This window comes from Ruegeria sp. CDSC081 (assembly GCF_059610485.1).
This window is the reverse complement of the sequence record NZ_JBXWNS010000008.1, coordinates 1-18,978: the sequence shown is the minus strand read 5'-3', so window position 1 is coordinate 18,978 and position 18,978 is coordinate 1. Positions and strand designations below refer to the sequence as shown.

Genomic DNA, 18,978 nt, shown 5'->3' with positions numbered 1-18,978 from the left:
ATCATCGTTATGTTCATTCAATGATCACTCTATGCAGCAGCGCGCCATCTGTACCCGAACAAACTGTTTGCACCCCTGGGTTTTCCGGGGCTGGGGCCCTACTCGCCGTAGGGCACCCAGATGTTTTTAACCTCGGTCGCAGCCTGCAGGAAGCGGCGAGTCTGATCCTCGTGCCAGTCGGTTGCCATGGCGTTATTAACCCAACTCCGTTTCAGGTTCCCGGCCGAAGCCCGCTCGATCTCGGCCGACAGATCGGTAGACGAGAATGACCAGATCGCATCCACATTCAGATGCGAAGCCAGCGGCTTCGCCAGTTCCGTGTGACTGCCAGTCAGGATGTTGACCACGCCAGCGGGCACGTCCGAGGTTTCGAGGATTTGGTAGAAATCCGTCGCCGCCAGCGGGTAAGGCTCGCTTGCCGCAAGAACCACCCGGTTGCCCATCGCAACCGCAGGCGCCATGGCCGAGACCAGACCCAGCAGCGGCGCCTCGTCAGCACAGAGCGCGCCGATCACGCCGACAGGTTCTTTCATGGCAATGGCCACGCCCCGGATCGGAACGCCGTGCACCTGGCCGTCATACTTGTCGGCCCAGGCAGCGGCGGTGAACAGGCGCTGGATCGAGGCTTCGACCTCTTTCGCGCCGTCTTTCCTGCCGGTCATGGCATCAAGGCGCGCAGCGAATTCACCCGCGCGGGCCGAGAGGTTTTCGCCGATGTAATACAGGATCTGTGCCCGCAGATGGCCGGTGGTCTTGGACCAACCCTTGGCCCCCGCTGCGGCCTCGACCGCGTTGCGGACGTCTTTGCGGTTGGCCAGACCCACATGGCCCAGCAGTCCAGACTTGCCCCAGACGGGTTTCGAATATCCGCTGTCAGGACGGGCCTGTTTGCCGCCGACATACATTTTGGCAGTACGGTCAATCGGATCGACCGGGGCACCTTCGCCCATCGCGGCCTCGGCCTTGGCCAATGGCTTGCCTTTGCCTTTATGCTTGGTGTAAGCGGTCAGACCTTCCCAGCCACCTTCGCGGCCAAAGCCGCTTTCGCGCACACCGCCGAACCCGGCTGCGGCATCGAACAGATTGGTGGCATTCACCCAGACAACGCCCGCGACCAGCTTCGGTGCGATATCCAGTGCAAGGTTCACGTTCTCGGTCCATACCGTCGCCGCCAGCCCGTAACGGGTGTTGTTGGCCAGCTCAACCGCCTCTTCCGGAGTACGGAAGGTCGAGGACACCAGCACCGGACCGAAAATCTCCTCCTGCATCAGTAGATCAGAGGTTTCGAGGCCCGAGATCAGCGTTGGCGGGTAGAAACAGCCATTTTCGGGCAGCGCGCCAGCCGCCTGATAAACGTGACCCGCGGTGTTGTTGTCGACCATGCTCTTGATGGTCTGCAACTGGACCGGGTCGACCACAGCACCCACGTCGATGCATTTGTCCAACGGATCACCGATGCGCAGAGTGTCCATTCGGGCGCGCAGTTTCTCGTGGAACCGATCGGCGATGCCTTCCTGAACCAACAGACGCGAACCTGCGCAACAAACCTGACCCTGATTGAACCAGATCGCGTCGACCAGCCCTTCGATGGCGGAATCGATATCGGCGTCGTCAAAGACGATATAGGCGGACTTGCCGCCCAGCTCCAAAGTCAGCGCCTTACCCGAACCGGCGGTCGCCTCACGGATGCGCCGACCCACTGCGGTTGAGCCGGTAAAGGCGATCTTGTCCACGTCCGAGGCCACGATCATCTCACCCACCGCGCCATCGCCCGTGACGATGTTGACCACACCCTTGGGCAGCCCGGCTTGTGAGCAGATATCGGCAAACAGCAGCGCGGTCAGAGAGGTATATTCGGCAGGTTTCAGAACGACCGTGTTACCCATGGCCAGCGCCGGAGCAATCTTCCAAGCCAGCATCAGCAGCGGGAAGTTCCAAGGAACGATTTGTCCACACACTCCCAGCGCTTCGGCGTTGGGTAGTTCGCTTTCCATCAACTGCGCCATGCCGGCGTGGTAGTAAAAATGGCGCTGTACCAGAGGGATGTCGATGTCGCGCGATTCACGGATCGGCTTGCCGTTATCCAAGCTTTCCAGCACTGCAAACAGACGCGAGTGCTTCTGCAGCAGGCGCGCGACGGCATAGAGGTAGCGCGCACGACCCGCACCGCCCATCTTCTCCCATTTTGGCTGCGCCTTGCGGGCGGCGGATACGGCGGCGTCGACATCGGCTTGCCTGGCCTGGGTCAGCTTGGCCAAAACCTCTCCGGTCGCCGGGTTGCGGCTGTCGAACCCCTTGCCCGGTTTGGTGAAGGCCCCGTCGATATAGTGACCAAACTTGTCACCCTGATCGACCAGCCAGGCCAGCGCTTCGGCTGAGCTTTCAGGGGCAGGGCCGTAATCCATGGTCTCGAAAATCTCTTTGACTGTCATTGTTTTCGTCCTCAGCCCATCGAGTGCCTGTAACCGGCGGAATAAGCACCCGTTACGAAATGTTCTAGCTGCCGTTCGATATCGCCCAACAGCGACGACGCGCCAAAGCGAAACAGGTCCGGCTCCAGCCAACGGTCGCCCAACTCATCCTTGATCAGCGACAGGTAAACTAGTGCGTCCTTGGCTTTGGAAATCCCGCCTGCGGGTTTATATCCGACACGATACCCGGTGCGGTCATAGTAATCGCGGATCGCCCGGATCATCACCAGCGACACGGGCAGCGTGGCGTTGACGCTTTCCTTACCGGTCGAAGTCTTGATGAAATCCGCCCCCGCCATCATGCAGACCAGCGAGGCGCGCGCCACGTTGCGTAGGCTGCCCAGTTCGCCGGTTGCAAGGATGGCTTTGACATGCGCGTCGCCACAAGCCACGCGGAACGCTTTCATCTCGTCATACAAGGCCTGCCAGTCGCCCGACAGCACATGACGCCGAGAGATTACGATGTCGATTTCCTCGGCTCCGGCTTTGACGCTTTCTTCGATCTCGGCCACGCGCAGGTGGAACGGGGACAAGCCTGCAGGGAATCCGGTCGATACGGCGGCCACCGGAATCCCGGTGCCCTTCAGCGCATCCACAGCGGTTTCGATCATGTCGTGATAGACACAGACCGCGCCGGTGGTGATCGGTGGCATGTCCAACGCCTGAAGTGTTGCAGAAGCCACGGGTTGCCGCGCTTTGGCGCACAGGCGCCGGACACGGCCGACGGTATCGTCTCCCGATAGGGTGGTCAGGTCGATCAGGGTGATCGCCTTGAGCAGCCACGCCGCCTGGTAGTCCTTTTTCACCGAGCGCCGACCCGGCAGGGTGGCTGCGCGGCGCTCAACGGCCGAGGTGTTGACCTGTACGGCCCGCACCCAATCCAGATCAAGCTCCATTCCAGGGTTCCGGGGCTCGGTCACTTGCGGCAGATGCGCGGTGCGCACGGGGCTTTCTGAGCTCTGCGTTTCCATTTTCACATCCTTTGGGAGGTTTGTATCAAATTCGCACGGGTAAGATGCAAATGGAAGGCCATCCGGCATTGGAAGGGTAAATTTTTTGACCAAATGGACAAAATAGGCGTTTTCTTGCGAATAATTCTCAATAGCATTGACTTAGTTGCGAGCGGTTCTCATATTCATCTTAGCAAGATACCAATTCTGGGGCCTGACATGATTCGTCGTAGTTTCCTTGCAGCGCTGGCATTCGCCGCTGTATTCCCATTCTCGGCCTGGGCCGATGCGCCGCTGAAAGTGGTGGCCACGACCGGTATGATTGCCGATGCCGCTCGTCAGGTCGGAGGTGATCAGGTCGAGGTGAAGGGCCTTATGGGCCCCGGTGTCGACCCGCATGCCTATCGTCAGACCCGCAGTGATATCGTCGCTATGACCAGGTCCGATCTGATCCTGTGGCATGGTCTGTATCTTGAGGCGCAGATGGAAGAGTTCTTCCATGACCTTGGGCGTAAACGCATGGTTGTTGCGGTAGCCGAAGGCGTTGATAAGTCAAAGCTGCACGCGCATGACAATTATGCTGACAAATACGATCCCCATCTTTGGATGAGCCCGACCCTGTGGCGTGATGTCGTAATCGAAGTGCAAAAAGCCCTGACTCAGGCGCGCCCCGAGGCCGCGGACATCTTTGCGGCAAACACAGAGGCCTTTCTTGCGCAGATCGCGGAACTGGAGGCTTATGGCAAGCAAGTGCTTGCAGCGGTCCCGGAAAACAACCGTGTTCTGGTGACGGCACATGATGCCTTTGGGTATTTCGGTGCTGAATACGGGTACGATGTGCTTGGAATTCAGGGTATTTCAACCCAATCCGAGGCGGGGCTGAACCGGATTAGCGAATTGGTCGATACGCTGGTTGACCGGCAACTGACGGCAGTTTTCGTGGAAAGCTCGGTCTCGGATCGGTCGATGCGTGCGCTGATCGAGGGCGCAGCGGCCAGGGGACATCAGGTTGAAGTCGGTGGACAGCTTTATTCGGACGCGATGGGCGAGCCCGGCACCTATGAGGGTACCTACATCGGGATGCTGGATCACAATATCACTGTAATTGCAGGCGCTCTGGGGGCTGATATTCCCAAAACCGGCATGAGCGGCAATTTGTCGGCGGGGTTTTAGGAGATGCTGGAACTGGCGGCACATCAGGGCATCCCCCTTTCGGAAAACGACATTGGAGAAAGTCCGCTGGCCATTCGTGGCCTGACCGTCTCGTACGGGCAGAAGCCGGCGGTTTTCTCGGTTGATATGACCGTGCAACCGGGTGCCATGACAGCGATCATCGGGCCAAACGGTGCAGGTAAATCGACCCTGTTGAAGGCGGCTTTGGGGATTGTCTCACCCCTGTCCGGTCAGGTGACGGTGTTTGGCGATCGGCTGGATCGACAGCGGTCCCGGATCGCATATGTGCCGCAGCGGGCCAGCGTGGACTGGGACTTCCCGACGCGCGTGATTGACGTGGTTCTGATGGGCTTGTCGCGCGAACTGGGGCTGTTGGGGCGGGTGCGCGCCCGGCATAAGGCGCAGGCGATGGATTGTCTGCACCGTGTAGGGATGCGTGACTTTGCCGACCGGCAGATCGGCCAGTTGTCAGGCGGCCAGCAGCAGAGGGTCTTTCTGGCGCGCGCCTTGGCCCAGGCCGCCGATCTGTATCTGCTGGACGAACCTTTTGCCGGGGTTGATGCGGCAACGGAAAAGGCCATCATTTCCGTCCTGAAATCGCTGAAAGAGGCGGGCAAGACCGTGGTTGCGGTGCATCATGACCTGGCGACCGTCACCGACTATTTCGACCATGTTTTCCTGATCAACACGCGCAAAGTCGCCGAGGGGCCCGTGGCCGAGGCATTTACGGCCAAGACATTGCAATCTGCCTATGGCGGCCGTCTGGCTACTGCGCAGATCGACCAGATCTCACGCGCGCTGGGGTGAGTCATGCATTGGGATGCTCTGACCCTTCAGCTTGGCTATAACGCCACGCTTGTCGCAATCGGCGCAAGCCTGCTGGGCATTTCCGCCGGGGTAACCGGCACATTTCTGTTCTTGCGCAAACGTGCACTGGTCAGCGATGCGATCAGCCATGCGACATTGCCGGGTGTGTGTCTGGCCTTTATGGTGCTTGTGGCCCTCGGTGGGGACGGCAGAAACCTGATCGGCCTGCTCGTTGGGTCGGCAATATCCGCTTGGATCGGCCTTTTATGTATGAACTGGCTGACGCGGCACACGCGGCTGGCCGAGGATGCCGCGATCGGAGCGGTCCTATCTGTATTCTTTGGTTTCGGCATTGTGCTGCTGACGGTGATCCAGACCATGGGTGTGGGCCGACAGGCGGGGCTTGAAGGGTTTCTGCTGGGCTCGACCGCTGGGATGCTTTGGGCAGATGCGATGATCATTGCGATCGGAGGCGCGGCAACGCTGGCGCTTGTCATGATTATCCGCCGTCCAATGACGATCGTGGCCTTTGACCCTGAATTTGCCGCAGCCAGGGGCCTGCCGGTGCATCGCATCGACCTTGCAATGATGGGTCTGGTAATGGCCGTCACAGTGGTTGGCCTGAAAGTTGTCGGGTTGATCCTGATCGTTGCGCTTTTGATCATTCCGCCGGTGACAGCCCGGTTTTGGACTGAGCGGTCCGAAAGAGTAGTGTTGCTGGCGGGTCTGATCGGGGGCGTCTCGGGCTATATCGGTGCGGCGCTGTCGGCGGCGGCTCCCAATCTGCCGACGGGTCCGCTTATCGTTCTTGTCAGTTTTGCCGTGTTTGTCCTGTCGTTGCTGTTGGCGCCGGTTCGCGGTGTTCTGGCGGCGGTGTTGCGGCACCTGCAATTCCAGCGTCGGGTTCATATCCGGCAGGGCTTGCTTGCGTTGGCACAAGGGCAGAAAATCTATGAGCCGCTGACCCTGCGTTTGTTACGCCGGGCCGGGTTGGCCCGCCCCGACGGCGTGGCAACCGAGGCTGGCAAGGCCCGCGCCGCCAAAGCCCTGCGCGACGAAAAGCGGTGGGAGGTCGTTCGCACGGACCAGGCCCACGAAGCAACAGCGGCGTTGTATGATGGGCTGCGCGATATCGAAACCGCGCTGACCCGCGACCAGATTACCGAGATCGACCGCCAGATCGGCGGCCCGCAGGGGATAGCACCATGAGCGGCGAAGAATTCGTTCCCCTGTCACTGACACCGCTGCTGATCGGGACATTTGCGGCCATCGCCTGCGCCCTTCCGGGGAACTTTCTGGTTCTGCGCAAACAGGCGCTGATCGGGGATGCCATCAGCCATGTGGTGCTGCCGGGTATCGTGGTTGCCTTTCTTCTGACCGGCGCGATCTCGACCTGGCCAATGATGCTGGGCGCGGCGGGTGCTGCCGTGGTTGCTGTGGTGATGATCGAGGCGATCCGCAGGCTGGGTCAGATCGAACCCGGTGCGGCAATGGGCGTGGTCTTTACTACCCTATTTGCGGCGGGTGTTCTTTTGTTGGAGCAGACGGACACTTCGACCGTGCATCTGGATGTGGAACACGCGCTGTATGGCAATCTCGAAAGTCTGATCTGGCTGGACGCAACGGGATGGGTCTCGCTGTGGGACCCGGCAGCGCTTGCAGGGTTGCCCCCGGAATTGCCGCGTATCGCGCTGACACTTGCAGGGGTTTCGCTGTTTACCTGGGTATTCTGGCGACCATTGAAGATTTCGACCTTTGACGAAGGTTTTGCCAGCACGATTGGTATTCGGACTGGTCCTTTGGGGTTTGCGCTGGTGATCACAGCGGCGATAGCTGCCGTCGCAGCCTTCGACGCGGTTGGCTCGATCATCGTGATCGCCATGTTCATCTGCCCCCCCGCTGCGGCGCGGTTGATGACCAACCGATTGGAAACTCAAATCGCATGGAGCGTTGTATTTGCCGTTGTTTCGGCCGTGATGGGCTATGTTCTGGCGGGCTATGGCCCATTATGGCTGGGTGCCCGCGATGCCGTGAGTGCCGCCGGAATGATCGCAACGGTATCGGGTGTGATTCTGGCGCTTGCGGCTGTTTTCGGCCCCTGCCGGACCCGCGCGGGCGCTCCAGGCACTGTCTGATCCGGCAAATTCCTGCTGTTGGCTGATGCCGTATTTCGGCTGAACTTTGCCAACGCGAACAGCGCGGCCAGAGTTAATGAGCCTTAATCTGCAGATCGTGCTAAGGTTGTTGTATTGTTAAGCAACTGACCACCACTCACCCCGGCTTGTTCGGGCAATCGTGATCAAGGTCGTCGCCTTGCAGGCCGACATGGCGCGATTGTCCGAACGCCCCCCCTCTTGCACAAAATCTGAATACCATAGCGGTGGCAGAATCGTGTGCGCATGTGCTAGGTCTAGGGGTATGGAGCAGGCAAACCCCAATATCAACGAGTTTCGACCGGTAATTCGGCAGTTGGACGATGCTGCAATCAACCGGATCGCAGCCGGCGAAGTGGTTGAGCGACCGGCCTCTGCGGTCAAGGAATTGATCGAGAACGCCATTGATGCAGGTGCCACGCGGGTTGCGATAGAGATCGCCGATGGGGGTAAGACGCTGATTCGCGTCACCGATGACGGCTGTGGTATTGCGGCGACGGACTTGCCGTTGGCTTTGTCCCGCCACGCAACCTCGAAAATCGACGGGTCGGATCTGCTGAACATTCATACTTTCGGATTTCGCGGTGAGGCGTTGCCGTCGCTGGGCGCGGTCGGGCGTTTGACCATAACCAGTCGTGTTCCGGGGGCGGATGCGGCGCAGATTCAGGTCGCTGGTGGCACAATGTCCGCGGTGAAACCCGCGGCTCTGCGCGCGGGTACCGTGGTCGAGTTGCGCGATCTGTTCTTTGCCACGCCTGCGCGTCTGAAATTCATGCGTACCGACCGCGCCGAGACACAGGCCATCGCCGATACGGTCAAACGTCTGGCCATGGCCGAGCCCTCGGTCACCTTTACCCTGCGCGATGTCTCGGGCGGCGGCGAGGGGCGCGTAACCTTCCGTGCTGACCGCGAGAATGGTGATCTGTTTAACGCGTTGCATGCCCGACTGGCCCGCGTGATCGGGCGCGAGTTTGCCGAGAACGCGTTGCAAATTGACGCCACGCGTGAGGGTATCCGGCTGTATGGCTATGCCGCTCTGCCGACCTATTCTCGGGGCGCAGCGGTGGCGCAGTACCTGTTCGTCAATGGACGGCCTGTGCGTGACAAGATGCTGACCGGTGCATTGCGGGCGGCCTATTTCGACTTTCTCAGCCGTGATCGGCATCCGGCGGCGGCTCTGTTCATCGACTGTGATCCGACGCTGGTGGATGTGAACGTGCACCCCGCGAAATCCGAGGTCCGGTTCTGCGATCCCGGCGTCGCACGCGGGCTGATCGTCTCGGCCCTGCGGCACGCACTGGCCGAAGCGGGGCACCGGGCGTCCTCGACCGTCGCAAACGCGACGCTTGGCGCGATGCGACCCGAGCCGTCTCACTCCACCCCGGCGCGGGTGTATCAGATGGATCGCCCCTCACCCGCCGCGCGCCAGATGGCTTATCAGGCGCAGGCGCCGGGCTTTGCTGAACTGACCCGCGATTACAGCGGCAGCGTGGTCGAGCCGGTCGCGGAGCCCGCTTCCGAGGCGCCGACCGAAGACCTGCCTTTGGGGGCCGCGCGCGGGCAGGTGCATGAAAACTACATCATCGCCCAGACCGCTGATGGCATGGTGATCGTCGATCAGCACGCCGCGCATGAGCGGCTGGTCTATGAAAAGCTCAAAACCCAGATGGCGGCGAACGGCGTGGCGGCGCAGGCGCTGCTGATCCCCGAGATCGTAGAGTTGTCTGAAAGCGACTGCGCGCGACTTATGGCGGTGGCAGATGACCTTTCGCGCTTTGGCCTGACGCTCGAGCCCTTCGGCGGCGGTGCGGTTGCCGTGCGTGAAACCCCGGCCATTCTGGGTGAGGTCAACGCCCGCGCAATGATTCTGGATATTCTGGATGAGCTGTCCGATCAGGGTGAAAGCCAGATGGTGCAGGCGCGGATTGAGGCGATCCTCAGTCGTGTCGCCTGTCACGGTTCGATCCGCTCGGGCCGCCGAATGCGGGCCGAAGAGATGAACGCCCTGCTGCGCGAGATGGAGGCAACGCCTCATTCCGGCCAGTGCAACCACGGGCGGCCAACTTATGTGGAACTGAAGCTGACCGATATCGAACGTTTGTTCGGACGCAGTTGATCCCGCGGGGTGCGCGGGCTATGAAGAATAAAACAAGAACACCCGAGGCGATATGATCGAGATTGCAGGAACCCAATTTGCCTTGAACGACCCCGTGATCTTGGTCGTTGGCGGGGTGGTGGCATTGATCCTGTTGCTGCTGTTCCTGTCTTTGCGAGCGGCCAACCGGTCAGCCAGGATGGCCGAGCCACTGTCGCGGCAAATGGCGCATCTGGGTCAGCATGTTCAGCAGTTGGGACAAGGACAAGAGCAGCTGCGCGGTGGTCTGCAGCATGTCTCGGACACGCAGGCCAATGCGCAGCTGCAGGTGATCCAGACGGTTGAATCCCGCCTGTCTTCGGTGCAGCAGCAGATGAACGATCGGCTGGCAGATAATGCGATGAAATCCGCGCGTGCGCTGGCCGAGATGCAGGAGCGGATGAAGGAATCGCTTCACGGCTCGTCGAAACAGACGGCGACGTCACTGACCCAGTTGCAGGAGCGTCTGGCGGCCATCGACAAGGCGCAGGATAACATCACCAAACTGTCGGGCGATGTGCTGTCGCTTCAGGATATTCTGTCGAACAAACAGACGCGCGGTGCGTTCGGAGAGATTCAGTTGAACGATATCGTCTCCAAGGCGTTGCCCTCGGACAGTTTCAAACTGCAGGCGACCTTGTCGAACGGGCGTCGGGCAGATTGCCTGATCCACCTGCCCAACCCACCAGGCCCCATTGTGATCGACAGCAAATTCCCGTTGGAAGCGTATGAGGCGCTGATCGGGTCGACCAATGATGCGGAGCTGAAAGCAGCGGTGCAGATGTTCCGAACAACTGTGCGCAAGCATATCAACGACATCTCCGAGAAATACATTCTGGACGGGGAAACCGCCGATGGCGCGTTGATGTTCCTACCTTCTGAAGCGGTTTATGCCGAGTTGCACGCCAAGTTTCCCGAATTGGTGCAGGAGAGCTTTACCAAACGCGTTTGGATCGTCTCGCCCACCACCTGCATGGCAACGCTGAACACGATGCGCGCGATCCTGAAGGACGCAAGGATGCGGGAACAGGCGGGTGCTATCCGCAAAGAGCTGGGTCTGCTGCACAAGGATGTAGATCGCCTGGGCGATCGGGTTTCCAATCTGGACCGTCATTTCGGGCAGGCGGCCAAGGATATCTCGGAAATCAAGATCAGCGCTGAAAAGGCAGGGCGCCGGGCGCAGCGACTGGACAATTTCGATTTCGAAGAGATCGCACCTGACGACACGCCGGGCGTTGTACCGCTGGCGCGGCACGAAATCTGACAAGCTGTTCGATGCGACATTGGCCGGATTTGGCCAGCGCACCGCGTCAGGTCCCAGAGATCAGATACGCAGGAAGGGCTGGAACAAGCGGGGCATGAGCTTGGTGAATTTTAGCGGCGCGTCGGTAACGGCCAGACAGATGCAATCTGCGGTAATGTCTGCGGTCGGGGTGTGATGCAGATCTTCATCGGCAATCTCGACATCGCCGCGTGCAAAGTGATCAACCTCATCCGAGAAAGCACCCTGCAGAACCATGGTCAATTCCATACCGTTATGGCTGTGATCCGGAACTGCGGTTCCGGCCGGAATGAACAGCAGACGTGCCGAAGCGTCGCCGCTCGTCGGCAAGATAGCTTGTCTGACGCCCATTCCGATGGGCCGCCATCGGATGTCATTGACAGTGCCGCCGACGTAGTCCTGCAGGGGGGCAGGTAGCACGGCGCAGCCCTTGTTCACGGGCTTGGGGGTCGGTGCGCCTTGGGCGATCAGCGCCATCGTCGCAGCCAGCGCGCTGTCGCTCATTTGGGCAGGATAGGGCAGCTCGTCCAGTATCTGTCCGCCAACCGCATCAAAGCTTTCAGCCTGCGCGCGGCAATGGTCACACAGCGACAGATGGGTCGCGACCATCAGATCGAACGCTTCGGGCAGGCTGCCGGCGGCATATGCCATCAGCAGATCTTCCGTCAGGTGATGCTTAATCTGTTTGCTCATCGTCTCTGTCTCAGTTCATTGCGTGGCGCAGGCGATCCAGCGCCAGCCTAATTCTTGATTTGATCGTTCCCAGAGGCAATCCAGTCTGAGACGCAATTTCCCGGTGACTCAGGTCTCCGAAATAGGCCTTTTCGATCAAGTCTCTTTGCGCGTCAGGCAACGCCTTCAAGGCAGTGCGCAGCTGCGCGGTTTCTTGTTGCAAGACGATCACGTCGTCCTGATCAGGTTCGGACTCGGGGCCCCATCCCAGTTCTTCCGGTTCGGGGCGCCGTTGCTTGCGCAGGGCGTCGATGCGTTTGTTCCGTGCGATGGTGAACACCCATGTGGCCACCGTTGCCCGGGTCGGATCGAACAGATGGGCCTTGTGCCACAAGGTCGCCATCACCTCTTGCGCACATTCCTCGGACATGGTCGCGTCCGAGCCTGACTTCATCAGGAACGCCTTGATACGCGGCGCAAAATGCTGGAACAGCTCGGCAAAAGCCGCCTGATCCTGCGCATCCCGAATGCGCCTGACATGGTCCACCCACTCAATCCTGGTGTCGCAACTGCTTTGTGTTCCGTTCACCTGTTTACCCTTGATGCGTTTTCTTGCGCGCCATGGCTTGAGGACGGCGGGTGTAGCCGCCGGCTCGTCCAAGGTCACGGTGTCTATCTCGGTAAACATAACCACAATACGGTTGGTGTCCCAAGCCGGATCACTCTGAAGCGATATTTTTGATCCAATCCTGGCTGGATGCCGTATTCTAAGTAACAGAAACCTTCAGAAAACCACGCCCCTCCGGGCGGTTACAAGCGGGTCGGACCATATCGAATGACACAGACCGTTGATCACGTTGCGGGCCATACTTTTCACGGGCGCAAGGGGGCGATCGAAAACGCCTTCCGCTATTCGGTCGACTACATTCTTCTCAACCCCGAATGTGATCTGACTACACCAGTGCTGTTTTCGGTGAACCGGGCCAACGTTACCAACTGGCGGTCGCAGGACCACGGGGGGGCGCCGGGCCAAGGCGGCGCTGCCGTATGGCTGCGCGCCCAGTTCGATCAGATGCAGGTGGCGCAACCGGCGCGCCTGATGTTGCTGACCCAGCCCCGGGTTTTGGGTCATGTCTTCAACCCGGTCAGCTTCTGGTTCTGTTTCGATGGGCAGGGTGCGCTCTATGCGGTTGTGGCCGAGGTGACCAATACCTATGGCACGCGCCACAGCTATCTGTGCCACAATCCCGGCTTTTCACCCATCAAGGCAACCGACAGGATGGTGGCTGACAAGCTGCTGCATGTCTCGCCCTTCCAGAAAATCGAAGGAAGTTACACCTTCCGGTTCGACTACCGCCCCGAACGTGTTGGCGTTTGGATCGACTATACCCGCCCCGAGGGCGGATTGATCGCCACCCTGACCGGGACACGCCGTCCGCTGACCAACCGGGTGATCCTGTGGTCGCTGCTGCGCCGCCCATTTGGTGCGCGGCGGACCTTTGCGCTGATCATCTGGCAGGCACTTAAACTTTGGGTGAAAAAAGCCACCTTTCGCCCGTTCAGAACCGCACCGGTGCCGGATCAGCCGGTTTCGCGTGTGCGCCTGCGCTAACGCGTTTGTTCAAGATCAAAGACTCGGGCTCTGCCTAGTGGTTGTTTCATTCGAAAGCCGCGAACACAGGAGTCGGGTCATGTTGGAAATTTCAGCAAGAAAAGTTGCTCAGGTTGCGCTGATGGGGCGCGAGCTGAATCGGGCCGAGGGCGAGTTGCGCGCGTTCATTGATCACATGAGCGAGGACGAACAGGCCGAACTGGTGGCTATCATGTGGATCGGGCGTGAAAGCTTCTTCGCCGAGGATCTGGTCGAAGCCATCGCCACCGCAAGGGCCGAAGCCTCAACCCCCTGCGCTGATTACCTGATCGGCACGCCGCACATGTCAGATCATCTGGAAAATGGTTTGGATGCGCTGGGGGTATCGGCGGAAGATGTGGAAAACGATCTGATGTAGGCGATTGCGCAACGGATCGAGGACAGAGTTTTCCACACCTTCTTGTCTGGCGTTTTAATCGGATAAAGGGATGGTCGTGGACAATTTCAGCCAGGTTTGATTTAGGTTCGGGTGAACTACTTTTGGTTGAATGAATGACATCCGATACCCCAGCTTCTTTGCGACACAGAAAATCGAAGCTCGCCCGTGTTCTAACGGGTATTGTCTTGATCGCAATCGTTGGGGTTTTGGTGCTAGGCCAAGAACGTAAAAAGCTGATGGCTACCTGCAACTTCAGTAAGGCTGACTTGGAAGACAAGTTGGCCGCCTGTGATACGTTGTTGATATGGGCGGCATATAACCCGTCAACCCGGTCGCTGATCCATCGACACAAGATGCGGGCACATATGTGGAATAGAGACTGGGAGGCTGCCCAAAGCGAGGCTGATCTGGCTATTGCAGAAGACCCTGAAAGCCGCGTGCCGTGGCAGTGGAAGGCGCTGGCCCACGCCCGCGCCGAAGAATACCCAGCGGCGATGGAGGCAATTGAGGCAGCGCTGGAGATTGCCCCGGGTAATGACTATTCGCTAGAGACAAAAGCCAAACTCTTGCGCCGGATGGATCGGTTGTCAGAGGTTGAGCCTCTGGTTGAAGACGCCATAGCCAACCATAAAGTGGGCCCGTGGGCCTGGAGCTATGCTGGCTATTTCAGATTGCGGGCAAAGGAGTATAGACCTTCGGCTTTGGCCTTTTCCGAAGCATTACATGCCGATCCACACAATGCATATGATCGCCGCAAGTTCCTTGAGGCCTGCCGACTTGCTGGCCCAGATTGCCCGCCTCTGTTTCCTGAAAAACGCGCGAGCTATGCTGAGCTTAGCTGCGAAGACATTGCATTGCAATTTGCAGAGCAATATCCAGGTTTTCACAGCGGAGCTGGTTTTGATACGCCGTATGACCTGATCGACCAAGGTGATTGGCGTGCAAAGGTCCTGGTGCAGGTTGTTTACCTCGGCACAGCAATCGGATTCGAGCAGACTGCGTCAAAAGAATATGCAAATAGGTTGATAGTAGACAGCGCCATGTTTGAGTGTGTTTCGGGTGGCGAATATTACTTTTCGGGCTCGGATAAGGGCTCCGAAGAATACCGCTATGCAGCTGAACACTTGTTTGGACCGGAATTGCGTAGAAACCTTGTCGATCTCGCGTATACGCATCTGAATTGATGTACCAACCCGGCCAATCCAGGTTGGTGCGGGCTTAGTTTTCAGCCCGCGTGATCCACCACCTGCAGATGCTGCGCCAGCCGGTCAATTTCAGCCATCCAACTCTGCACCAGCTTTGGATCATTGGGGGCCGCATGAACGCCTGCCGGGATAGCGCGGTTCAAGACGGCTTCGACAGCCAGTGAAACGGGGACCGAAACCAGCCGCGCCATTGCCGTGCCGCGGTCGTCACCCCAGGCATCCATCACATAGGTTTTGTGCCAGACCGGAACGCCGTCTTTTTCCGCCTTCAGGCCCACACACAGAACCACACGGTCCGGCTCGCCCTCGTCATAGGCGTTTTCGGCCCAGAACTGGTCCGACATCTCCTTCAGGCGTGCATCGCCTTCGGGCCCTGACAGGGTTTCGATTTCGGCAAACACATCTGACCACGCATCGGCCCAGCCATTCAGACGCAGCGTACCGCGGACGAATTCCTTGACCGGCCAGTGATCCTCGAAATGGTACTGCGCCATGAACGGGATCGAGTCGCGGTTCGGGTAGACCTCAAAGCTTTCGGGTGTGGGCAGGGGTGCGATATAGCTGGTAATCGCATCCCATGGGCGCGCCACGTCCAGCGGAGCATAATTGCGAATTGATTTCGATGGTGAACGCAACGCCTTGAGCACACCCAGCGGTGACCAGCTGAACTTGTACCGGAACGGGTTCGGATGCCTGGGGATACCACCGCAATAAGAGATGAAACTCAGGTGGTTCTGCGGGTCGAACGCGTCCGAAGCGCGATAGTCGTCGATCAGTGCATGAGCCATCAAGTGATCGATGCCCGGGTCCAGCCCGACCTCGTTGACCAGCGCCACCCCGGCTTCGCGGGCCGCGTCGTCCAATGCGCGCATCTCGGGCGCGATATAGGAGGATGAGACGAAATTCGCCTGTTTCGCGATTGCAAGCTCGGCCAAGGGCACGTGCCAATCGCCGGGCAACATCGAAACGATGACATCGTCCTGTTCCAGCACCGCCGCCAAGGCGTCGATGTCAAAAACGCGGATATCGCTGGTCAGGTCACCAACTTCGGCCTTGGCCTTTTCGATTGTCCGGTTCCAGACCGTGACCTTTTGCCCGCCTTCGATCAGGCGGCGTAAGCCGGGAATGGCCGACAGGCCGGTGCCACACCAGTGAATCGTCATGTGAAAACTCCTTTACGGCTGTTCAGCCAAACCTCAGTTTTGCAATCACGATCGCGCTGACAAGCAGGATCGAGATCACATTACCCAATATCAGCGGCCATGCCGCAATCATCACTCCGTAAATCAGCCACAGGCTCAACGTGGCCAGAATCAACAGGTTCGCCGGCATAGACAGATCCTTGGTCTCGCGGGAGCGCCAGGTCTTTAGGGTTTGAGGAAGCCAACATACAGTGCCTAGAACTGCTGCCGCGCCTCCGATCAGGTGTTCCATGCGTGGCTACTCCTAGACATGGTTGTCGAACGTATCGCGGGCCCGGCCCCAGACGCCGCTGTCCAGATCGGTCAGGGTCAACAGAGAAGGCAGAAGCTGTGCTGCATAATCTTCCGAGCTTTCGACCGGTAGCATCGACGGCAGATTGTCGATTGCAACTACATCAAGAACCGGATTGGTCGCCACGCGCAGGGCAGGTGCGTCCCAAGTTGTTGCTCGGTCATAAACCGGAACAGGGTTATAATCGCTGTCGGGGTCACAAGCGACATCGCCGATGGCGGTCAGCTTGCGGTCAGCGGCCAGTGCCTCATGTGGGACAAAAATCGGCGTACCTGGGCGCGCGAAGATACAGTTCAGGAACAGGTCGTGGTCCAGGATTTCAGGGAACGGCCCACCGCCGGCGGTTTCGGCCATGTCCCACTTGGTGACACTGACATCCATCGCCGTGCAAAGGTCGCTGGCGCCGGTACCCACGCGGCCAAGAGCACCGATGACGATGGCCCTTGGTTTATTGGCCTCGATGGCATCTAGTTCAGCCAGAAGCTCGGTATTCAACGCGTCCTTGCTGGGATAAACACCAACCGGAGGGCATTCCGCGCCCCGCTGCTGCGCGGCCCAAGTCTTGAGTGTCACCGCAGCCCCGGCATAGCCGGCCCAATAGCCAAAGGCGGCGACCCGGCGGCCGTTTTCCTCGACAAGATATTCCAGATCATACAGCGTTCCGCCCCCGGCCTTGAACCGTTCTAGCAGCGCCCGGCCGGAATGCTGACCCTTATAGGCATGGCCGAACATGATGTGGCGGTGGGGCAGGGGCGTGCCATCCTCGGGCAGTTCCTTGAGGCCAAAGATGATCGCGTCCTTAGGTGCATCTGGCCAGGAATTCTCGGGCGCGATCTCGCAGCCAGCAGCCTTGTAACCGTCGATGGGGATGGCGCGAACATGGCTTTCCTCGACCGTTACGCGGATGCCAGCAGCGATCAGCGCCAAAGCGCCTTCAGGGGTCAGCCCGACCCGTTCTTCGTTCGGGCGCTGTTCGGCCCGGACCCATAGATGCGTCATATTTTGTCCCCTTTATCAGAGCATTCCGGCGGCACGTACGGCTTTCAGCGAAGCGCGCGCCTCTGCCGCCTCACGAAAGGCGACGATCTTGGGGTAGGCTGCGACGTCGACGCCGTCGCCTTCCAACCAACTGCAAACCACATACAAATAGGCATCGGCCAGTGAGAACGCCTCGCCCAGCACAAACGGTCCACGCAGACCGTTCGAACAGATATAGTCGCAGGACGCTGCCATGGTCTGCGCGACTTTTGCCGTCATATCCTTCCAGCTGGATTTCTTGTCGGCCCACCGTGCGCCGCGCAGCTTATGGGCGTGGTTCACATGCATGGTCGAGGCAAGGTAATACATCACCTCGCGCATCCGGGCGGCCATGATCGGGTCCGCAGGCACCAGCCCGGCCTTCGGAGCCATTGCTGCGATGAACTCCAAAAGTGCCCCGGTTTCGGTCAAAATCCCACCGTTTACCACCAGCGCCGGAACCCGGCCTTTTGGGTTGATCTGCTTGTAGGCGGATTTGGTTTGCTCTCCACCGGCAAAGCCCAGTTGGATCGCTTCATAGTCCAGCCCGGCCTCTTCCAGTGCAATCGCAACGGCGACCGAAATCGTGCGAGGGGCATAGTAAAGTTGCATCACAAAGCCTCTGGTTTGGGGTTACAGGTGGGTCTGTGCAAACTGCCGGTCTGGTGCTTCCAGATGCGGAACGGCATTGAACAGAACCGGGCTGAGCTGAGTACCTATCGGGTATAAACGGTGCATTGACGTGTTCATGATGGCAAGAGCCACCCGCGCCATGGCCGGGATATCCAGGCCCATCGCCTGCCGGACAACCATCGAAATCAACCCGCCCGAGGTCACAACAATGGCAGGGCCGCCTTCGGTTCCGATATCGGTCAGCGCGTCGCGCACCCGGGTTTCGAATTCCTCGAAGGTTTCCGGTGTGTTTTTGATGGCGCCATCGGCCCAGGCGGCAAAGGTGCGGGGCAGATGCTCGACAAAACCTTCGCGATCAGTGGGCACTTTCACTCCGTGCTGTTCCTCGAACAGCTGCGCGATGGTGAAATACTCGATCTCGTTCAGCCGCGGATCGCGGATCGGATCAGTCAGCCCCATGCTGGCGGTGGTCTCGGCGTGGCGGATCAGGGTGCCGCAATAGACCCGGGGAAAATGGCTGCGTGTGTCCTGCAAATGCGCCCCCAGCCAGCGGGCCTGCTGATGTCCCAGATCGCTGAGCTTGTCATAGTTCTTTTCGTCGCGCGCGGTGGTGTTGGCCTGCCCGTGACGCACCAGTGTGATATGTGACATGTCGGTCCCTCTTGCGTGGCAAGTCTTAGGACAGGTCTAGGTCCGGGGCCAGAGCCGTTCGTTGCGGTTTGGAAATTATTCTCGCTCACCCCCGAATCTGGCCGGGCGGTATTGTTGTTGACTCGCAAGACCGTCCACAGGAACCTTGGTGATATCAGACTGTCCTGCAAATTCATCGTTGCAAGCTATTCGATGACCTCGGAAAACTGGCTTGGGAAAGGGTTTATTTATGACGGATATTAAGCGCACGCCTTTGCATGGTTTGCATGTTGAGTTGGGTGGGAAGTTGGTTGATTTTGCGGGCTG

18 protein-coding genes are annotated in these 18,978 nt (G+C 59.3%); 9 read left to right on the top strand and 9 right to left on the bottom strand.

The features are described from left to right. Nucleotides 1-98: 98 nt before the first annotated feature. Nucleotides 99-2,432 (bottom strand): aldehyde dehydrogenase family protein, encoded by a 2,334-nt coding sequence (locus AC2FH9_RS15020; RefSeq protein WP_496872062.1) that lies wholly within the window; start codon nt 2,430-2,432, stop codon nt 99-101. An 11-nt stretch (nt 2,433-2,443) separates the two neighbouring features. Beyond that, nucleotides 2,444-3,442 (bottom strand): deoxyribose-phosphate aldolase, encoded by a 999-nt coding sequence (gene deoC / locus AC2FH9_RS15015; protein ID WP_281973768.1) that lies wholly within the window; start codon nt 3,440-3,442, stop codon nt 2,444-2,446. 198 nt (nt 3,443-3,640) lie between these two features. Here deoC and AC2FH9_RS15010 point away from each other — a divergent pair, with 198 nt between their 5' ends. The 6 genes from AC2FH9_RS15010 (at nt 3,641) to AC2FH9_RS14985 (ending at nt 10,952) form a co-directional block, all read left to right on the top strand. Further along, the gene (locus AC2FH9_RS15010) at nt 3,641-4,594 is read left to right on the top strand and encodes a metal ABC transporter solute-binding protein, Zn/Mn family (RefSeq protein WP_496872060.1); all 954 of its coding nucleotides are present in this window, start codon (nt 3,641-3,643) and stop codon (nt 4,592-4,594) included. Between the two features lie 3 nt (nt 4,595-4,597). Further along, nucleotides 4,598-5,401 carry a metal ABC transporter ATP-binding protein gene (locus tag AC2FH9_RS15005; protein WP_282022375.1) on the top strand — a complete coding sequence of 268 codons (804 nt, stop codon included), beginning with the start codon at nt 4,598-4,600 and terminating at the stop codon, nt 5,399-5,401. A 3-nt stretch (nt 5,402-5,404) separates the two neighbouring features. After that, nucleotides 5,405-6,610 carry a metal ABC transporter permease gene (locus tag AC2FH9_RS15000; RefSeq protein WP_496697731.1) on the top strand — a complete coding sequence of 402 codons (1,206 nt, stop codon included), beginning with the start codon at nt 5,405-5,407 and terminating at the stop codon, nt 6,608-6,610. Continuing rightward, nucleotides 6,607-7,536, top strand: a complete 930-nt coding sequence (locus AC2FH9_RS14995) for a metal ABC transporter permease (protein ID WP_496693034.1) — start codon at nt 6,607-6,609, stop codon at nt 7,534-7,536. The genes AC2FH9_RS15000 and AC2FH9_RS14995 overlap by 4 nt, the downstream gene beginning before the upstream one ends. Before the next feature lie 283 nt (nt 7,537-7,819). Further along, on the top strand, nt 7,820-9,670 hold the full coding sequence (gene mutL / locus AC2FH9_RS14990; protein ID WP_496750589.1) for a DNA mismatch repair endonuclease MutL: 1,851 nt from the start codon (nt 7,820-7,822) through the stop codon (nt 9,668-9,670). Between the two features lie 52 nt (nt 9,671-9,722). Next, entirely contained in the window at nt 9,723-10,952 is a 1,230-nt protein-coding gene (locus tag AC2FH9_RS14985) for a DNA recombination protein RmuC (protein WP_496697726.1), read from the top strand. Nucleotides 10,953-11,012: 60 nt separating this feature from the next. On the opposite strand, the gene AC2FH9_RS14980 is transcribed toward AC2FH9_RS14985, so the two are convergent. Both AC2FH9_RS14980 and AC2FH9_RS14975 read right to left on the bottom strand, forming a co-directional pair. After that, the gene (locus AC2FH9_RS14980; RefSeq protein ID WP_496697724.1) at nt 11,013-11,663 is read right to left on the bottom strand and encodes a ChrR family anti-sigma-E factor; all 651 of its coding nucleotides are present in this window, start codon (nt 11,661-11,663) and stop codon (nt 11,013-11,015) included. A gap of 10 nt (nt 11,664-11,673) precedes the next feature. After that, nucleotides 11,674-12,330 (bottom strand): sigma-70 family RNA polymerase sigma factor, encoded by a 657-nt coding sequence (locus tag AC2FH9_RS14975; protein ID WP_496697722.1) that lies wholly within the window; start codon nt 12,328-12,330, stop codon nt 11,674-11,676. A gap of 147 nt (nt 12,331-12,477) precedes the next feature. Here AC2FH9_RS14975 and AC2FH9_RS14970 point away from each other — a divergent pair, with 147 nt between their 5' ends. The 3 genes from AC2FH9_RS14970 to AC2FH9_RS14960 all read left to right on the top strand — a co-directional run bounded on the left by AC2FH9_RS14970 (nt 12,478) and on the right by AC2FH9_RS14960 (nt 14,856). Further along, nucleotides 12,478-13,254, top strand: a complete 777-nt coding sequence (locus AC2FH9_RS14970) for a DUF1365 domain-containing protein (RefSeq protein ID WP_496697720.1) — start codon at nt 12,478-12,480, stop codon at nt 13,252-13,254. Nucleotides 13,255-13,333: 79 nt separating this feature from the next. Then, nucleotides 13,334-13,651 carry a DUF3775 domain-containing protein gene (locus AC2FH9_RS14965; protein ID WP_142640076.1) on the top strand — a complete coding sequence of 106 codons (318 nt, stop codon included), beginning with the start codon at nt 13,334-13,336 and terminating at the stop codon, nt 13,649-13,651. Between the two features lie 257 nt (nt 13,652-13,908). Next, nucleotides 13,909-14,856 (top strand): tetratricopeptide repeat protein, encoded by a 948-nt coding sequence (locus AC2FH9_RS14960; RefSeq protein WP_496872055.1) that lies wholly within the window; start codon nt 13,909-13,911, stop codon nt 14,854-14,856. 41 nt (nt 14,857-14,897) lie between these two features. Here the strand turns inward: AC2FH9_RS14960 and AC2FH9_RS14955 are convergent, their stop codons facing one another. From AC2FH9_RS14955 to AC2FH9_RS14935, 5 genes are read right to left on the bottom strand one after another with little or no spacing between them, the layout of a single operon-like run. Beyond that, the gene (locus AC2FH9_RS14955) at nt 14,898-16,040 is read right to left on the bottom strand and encodes a saccharopine dehydrogenase family protein (protein WP_496697717.1); all 1,143 of its coding nucleotides are present in this window, start codon (nt 16,038-16,040) and stop codon (nt 14,898-14,900) included. 22 nt (nt 16,041-16,062) lie between these two features. Beyond that, nucleotides 16,063-16,311: a SemiSWEET family sugar transporter gene (locus AC2FH9_RS14950; RefSeq protein ID WP_142640081.1), complete on the bottom strand. Its 249-nt coding sequence runs from the start codon at nt 16,309-16,311 to the stop codon at nt 16,063-16,065. A gap of 12 nt (nt 16,312-16,323) precedes the next feature. Beyond that, on the bottom strand, nt 16,324-17,370 hold the full coding sequence (locus tag AC2FH9_RS14945) for a saccharopine dehydrogenase (RefSeq protein WP_496697714.1): 1,047 nt from the start codon (nt 17,368-17,370) through the stop codon (nt 16,324-16,326). A 15-nt stretch (nt 17,371-17,385) separates the two neighbouring features. Then, nucleotides 17,386-18,000, bottom strand: a complete 615-nt coding sequence (locus AC2FH9_RS14940; RefSeq protein WP_496872054.1) for a glutathione S-transferase family protein — start codon at nt 17,998-18,000, stop codon at nt 17,386-17,388. 21 nt (nt 18,001-18,021) lie between these two features. Then, a complete protein-coding gene (locus AC2FH9_RS14935; RefSeq protein WP_142640087.1) occupies nt 18,022-18,672 on the bottom strand; it encodes a histidine phosphatase family protein in 651 nt (216 codons plus the stop codon). Nucleotides 18,673-18,978 lie beyond the last annotated feature (306 nt).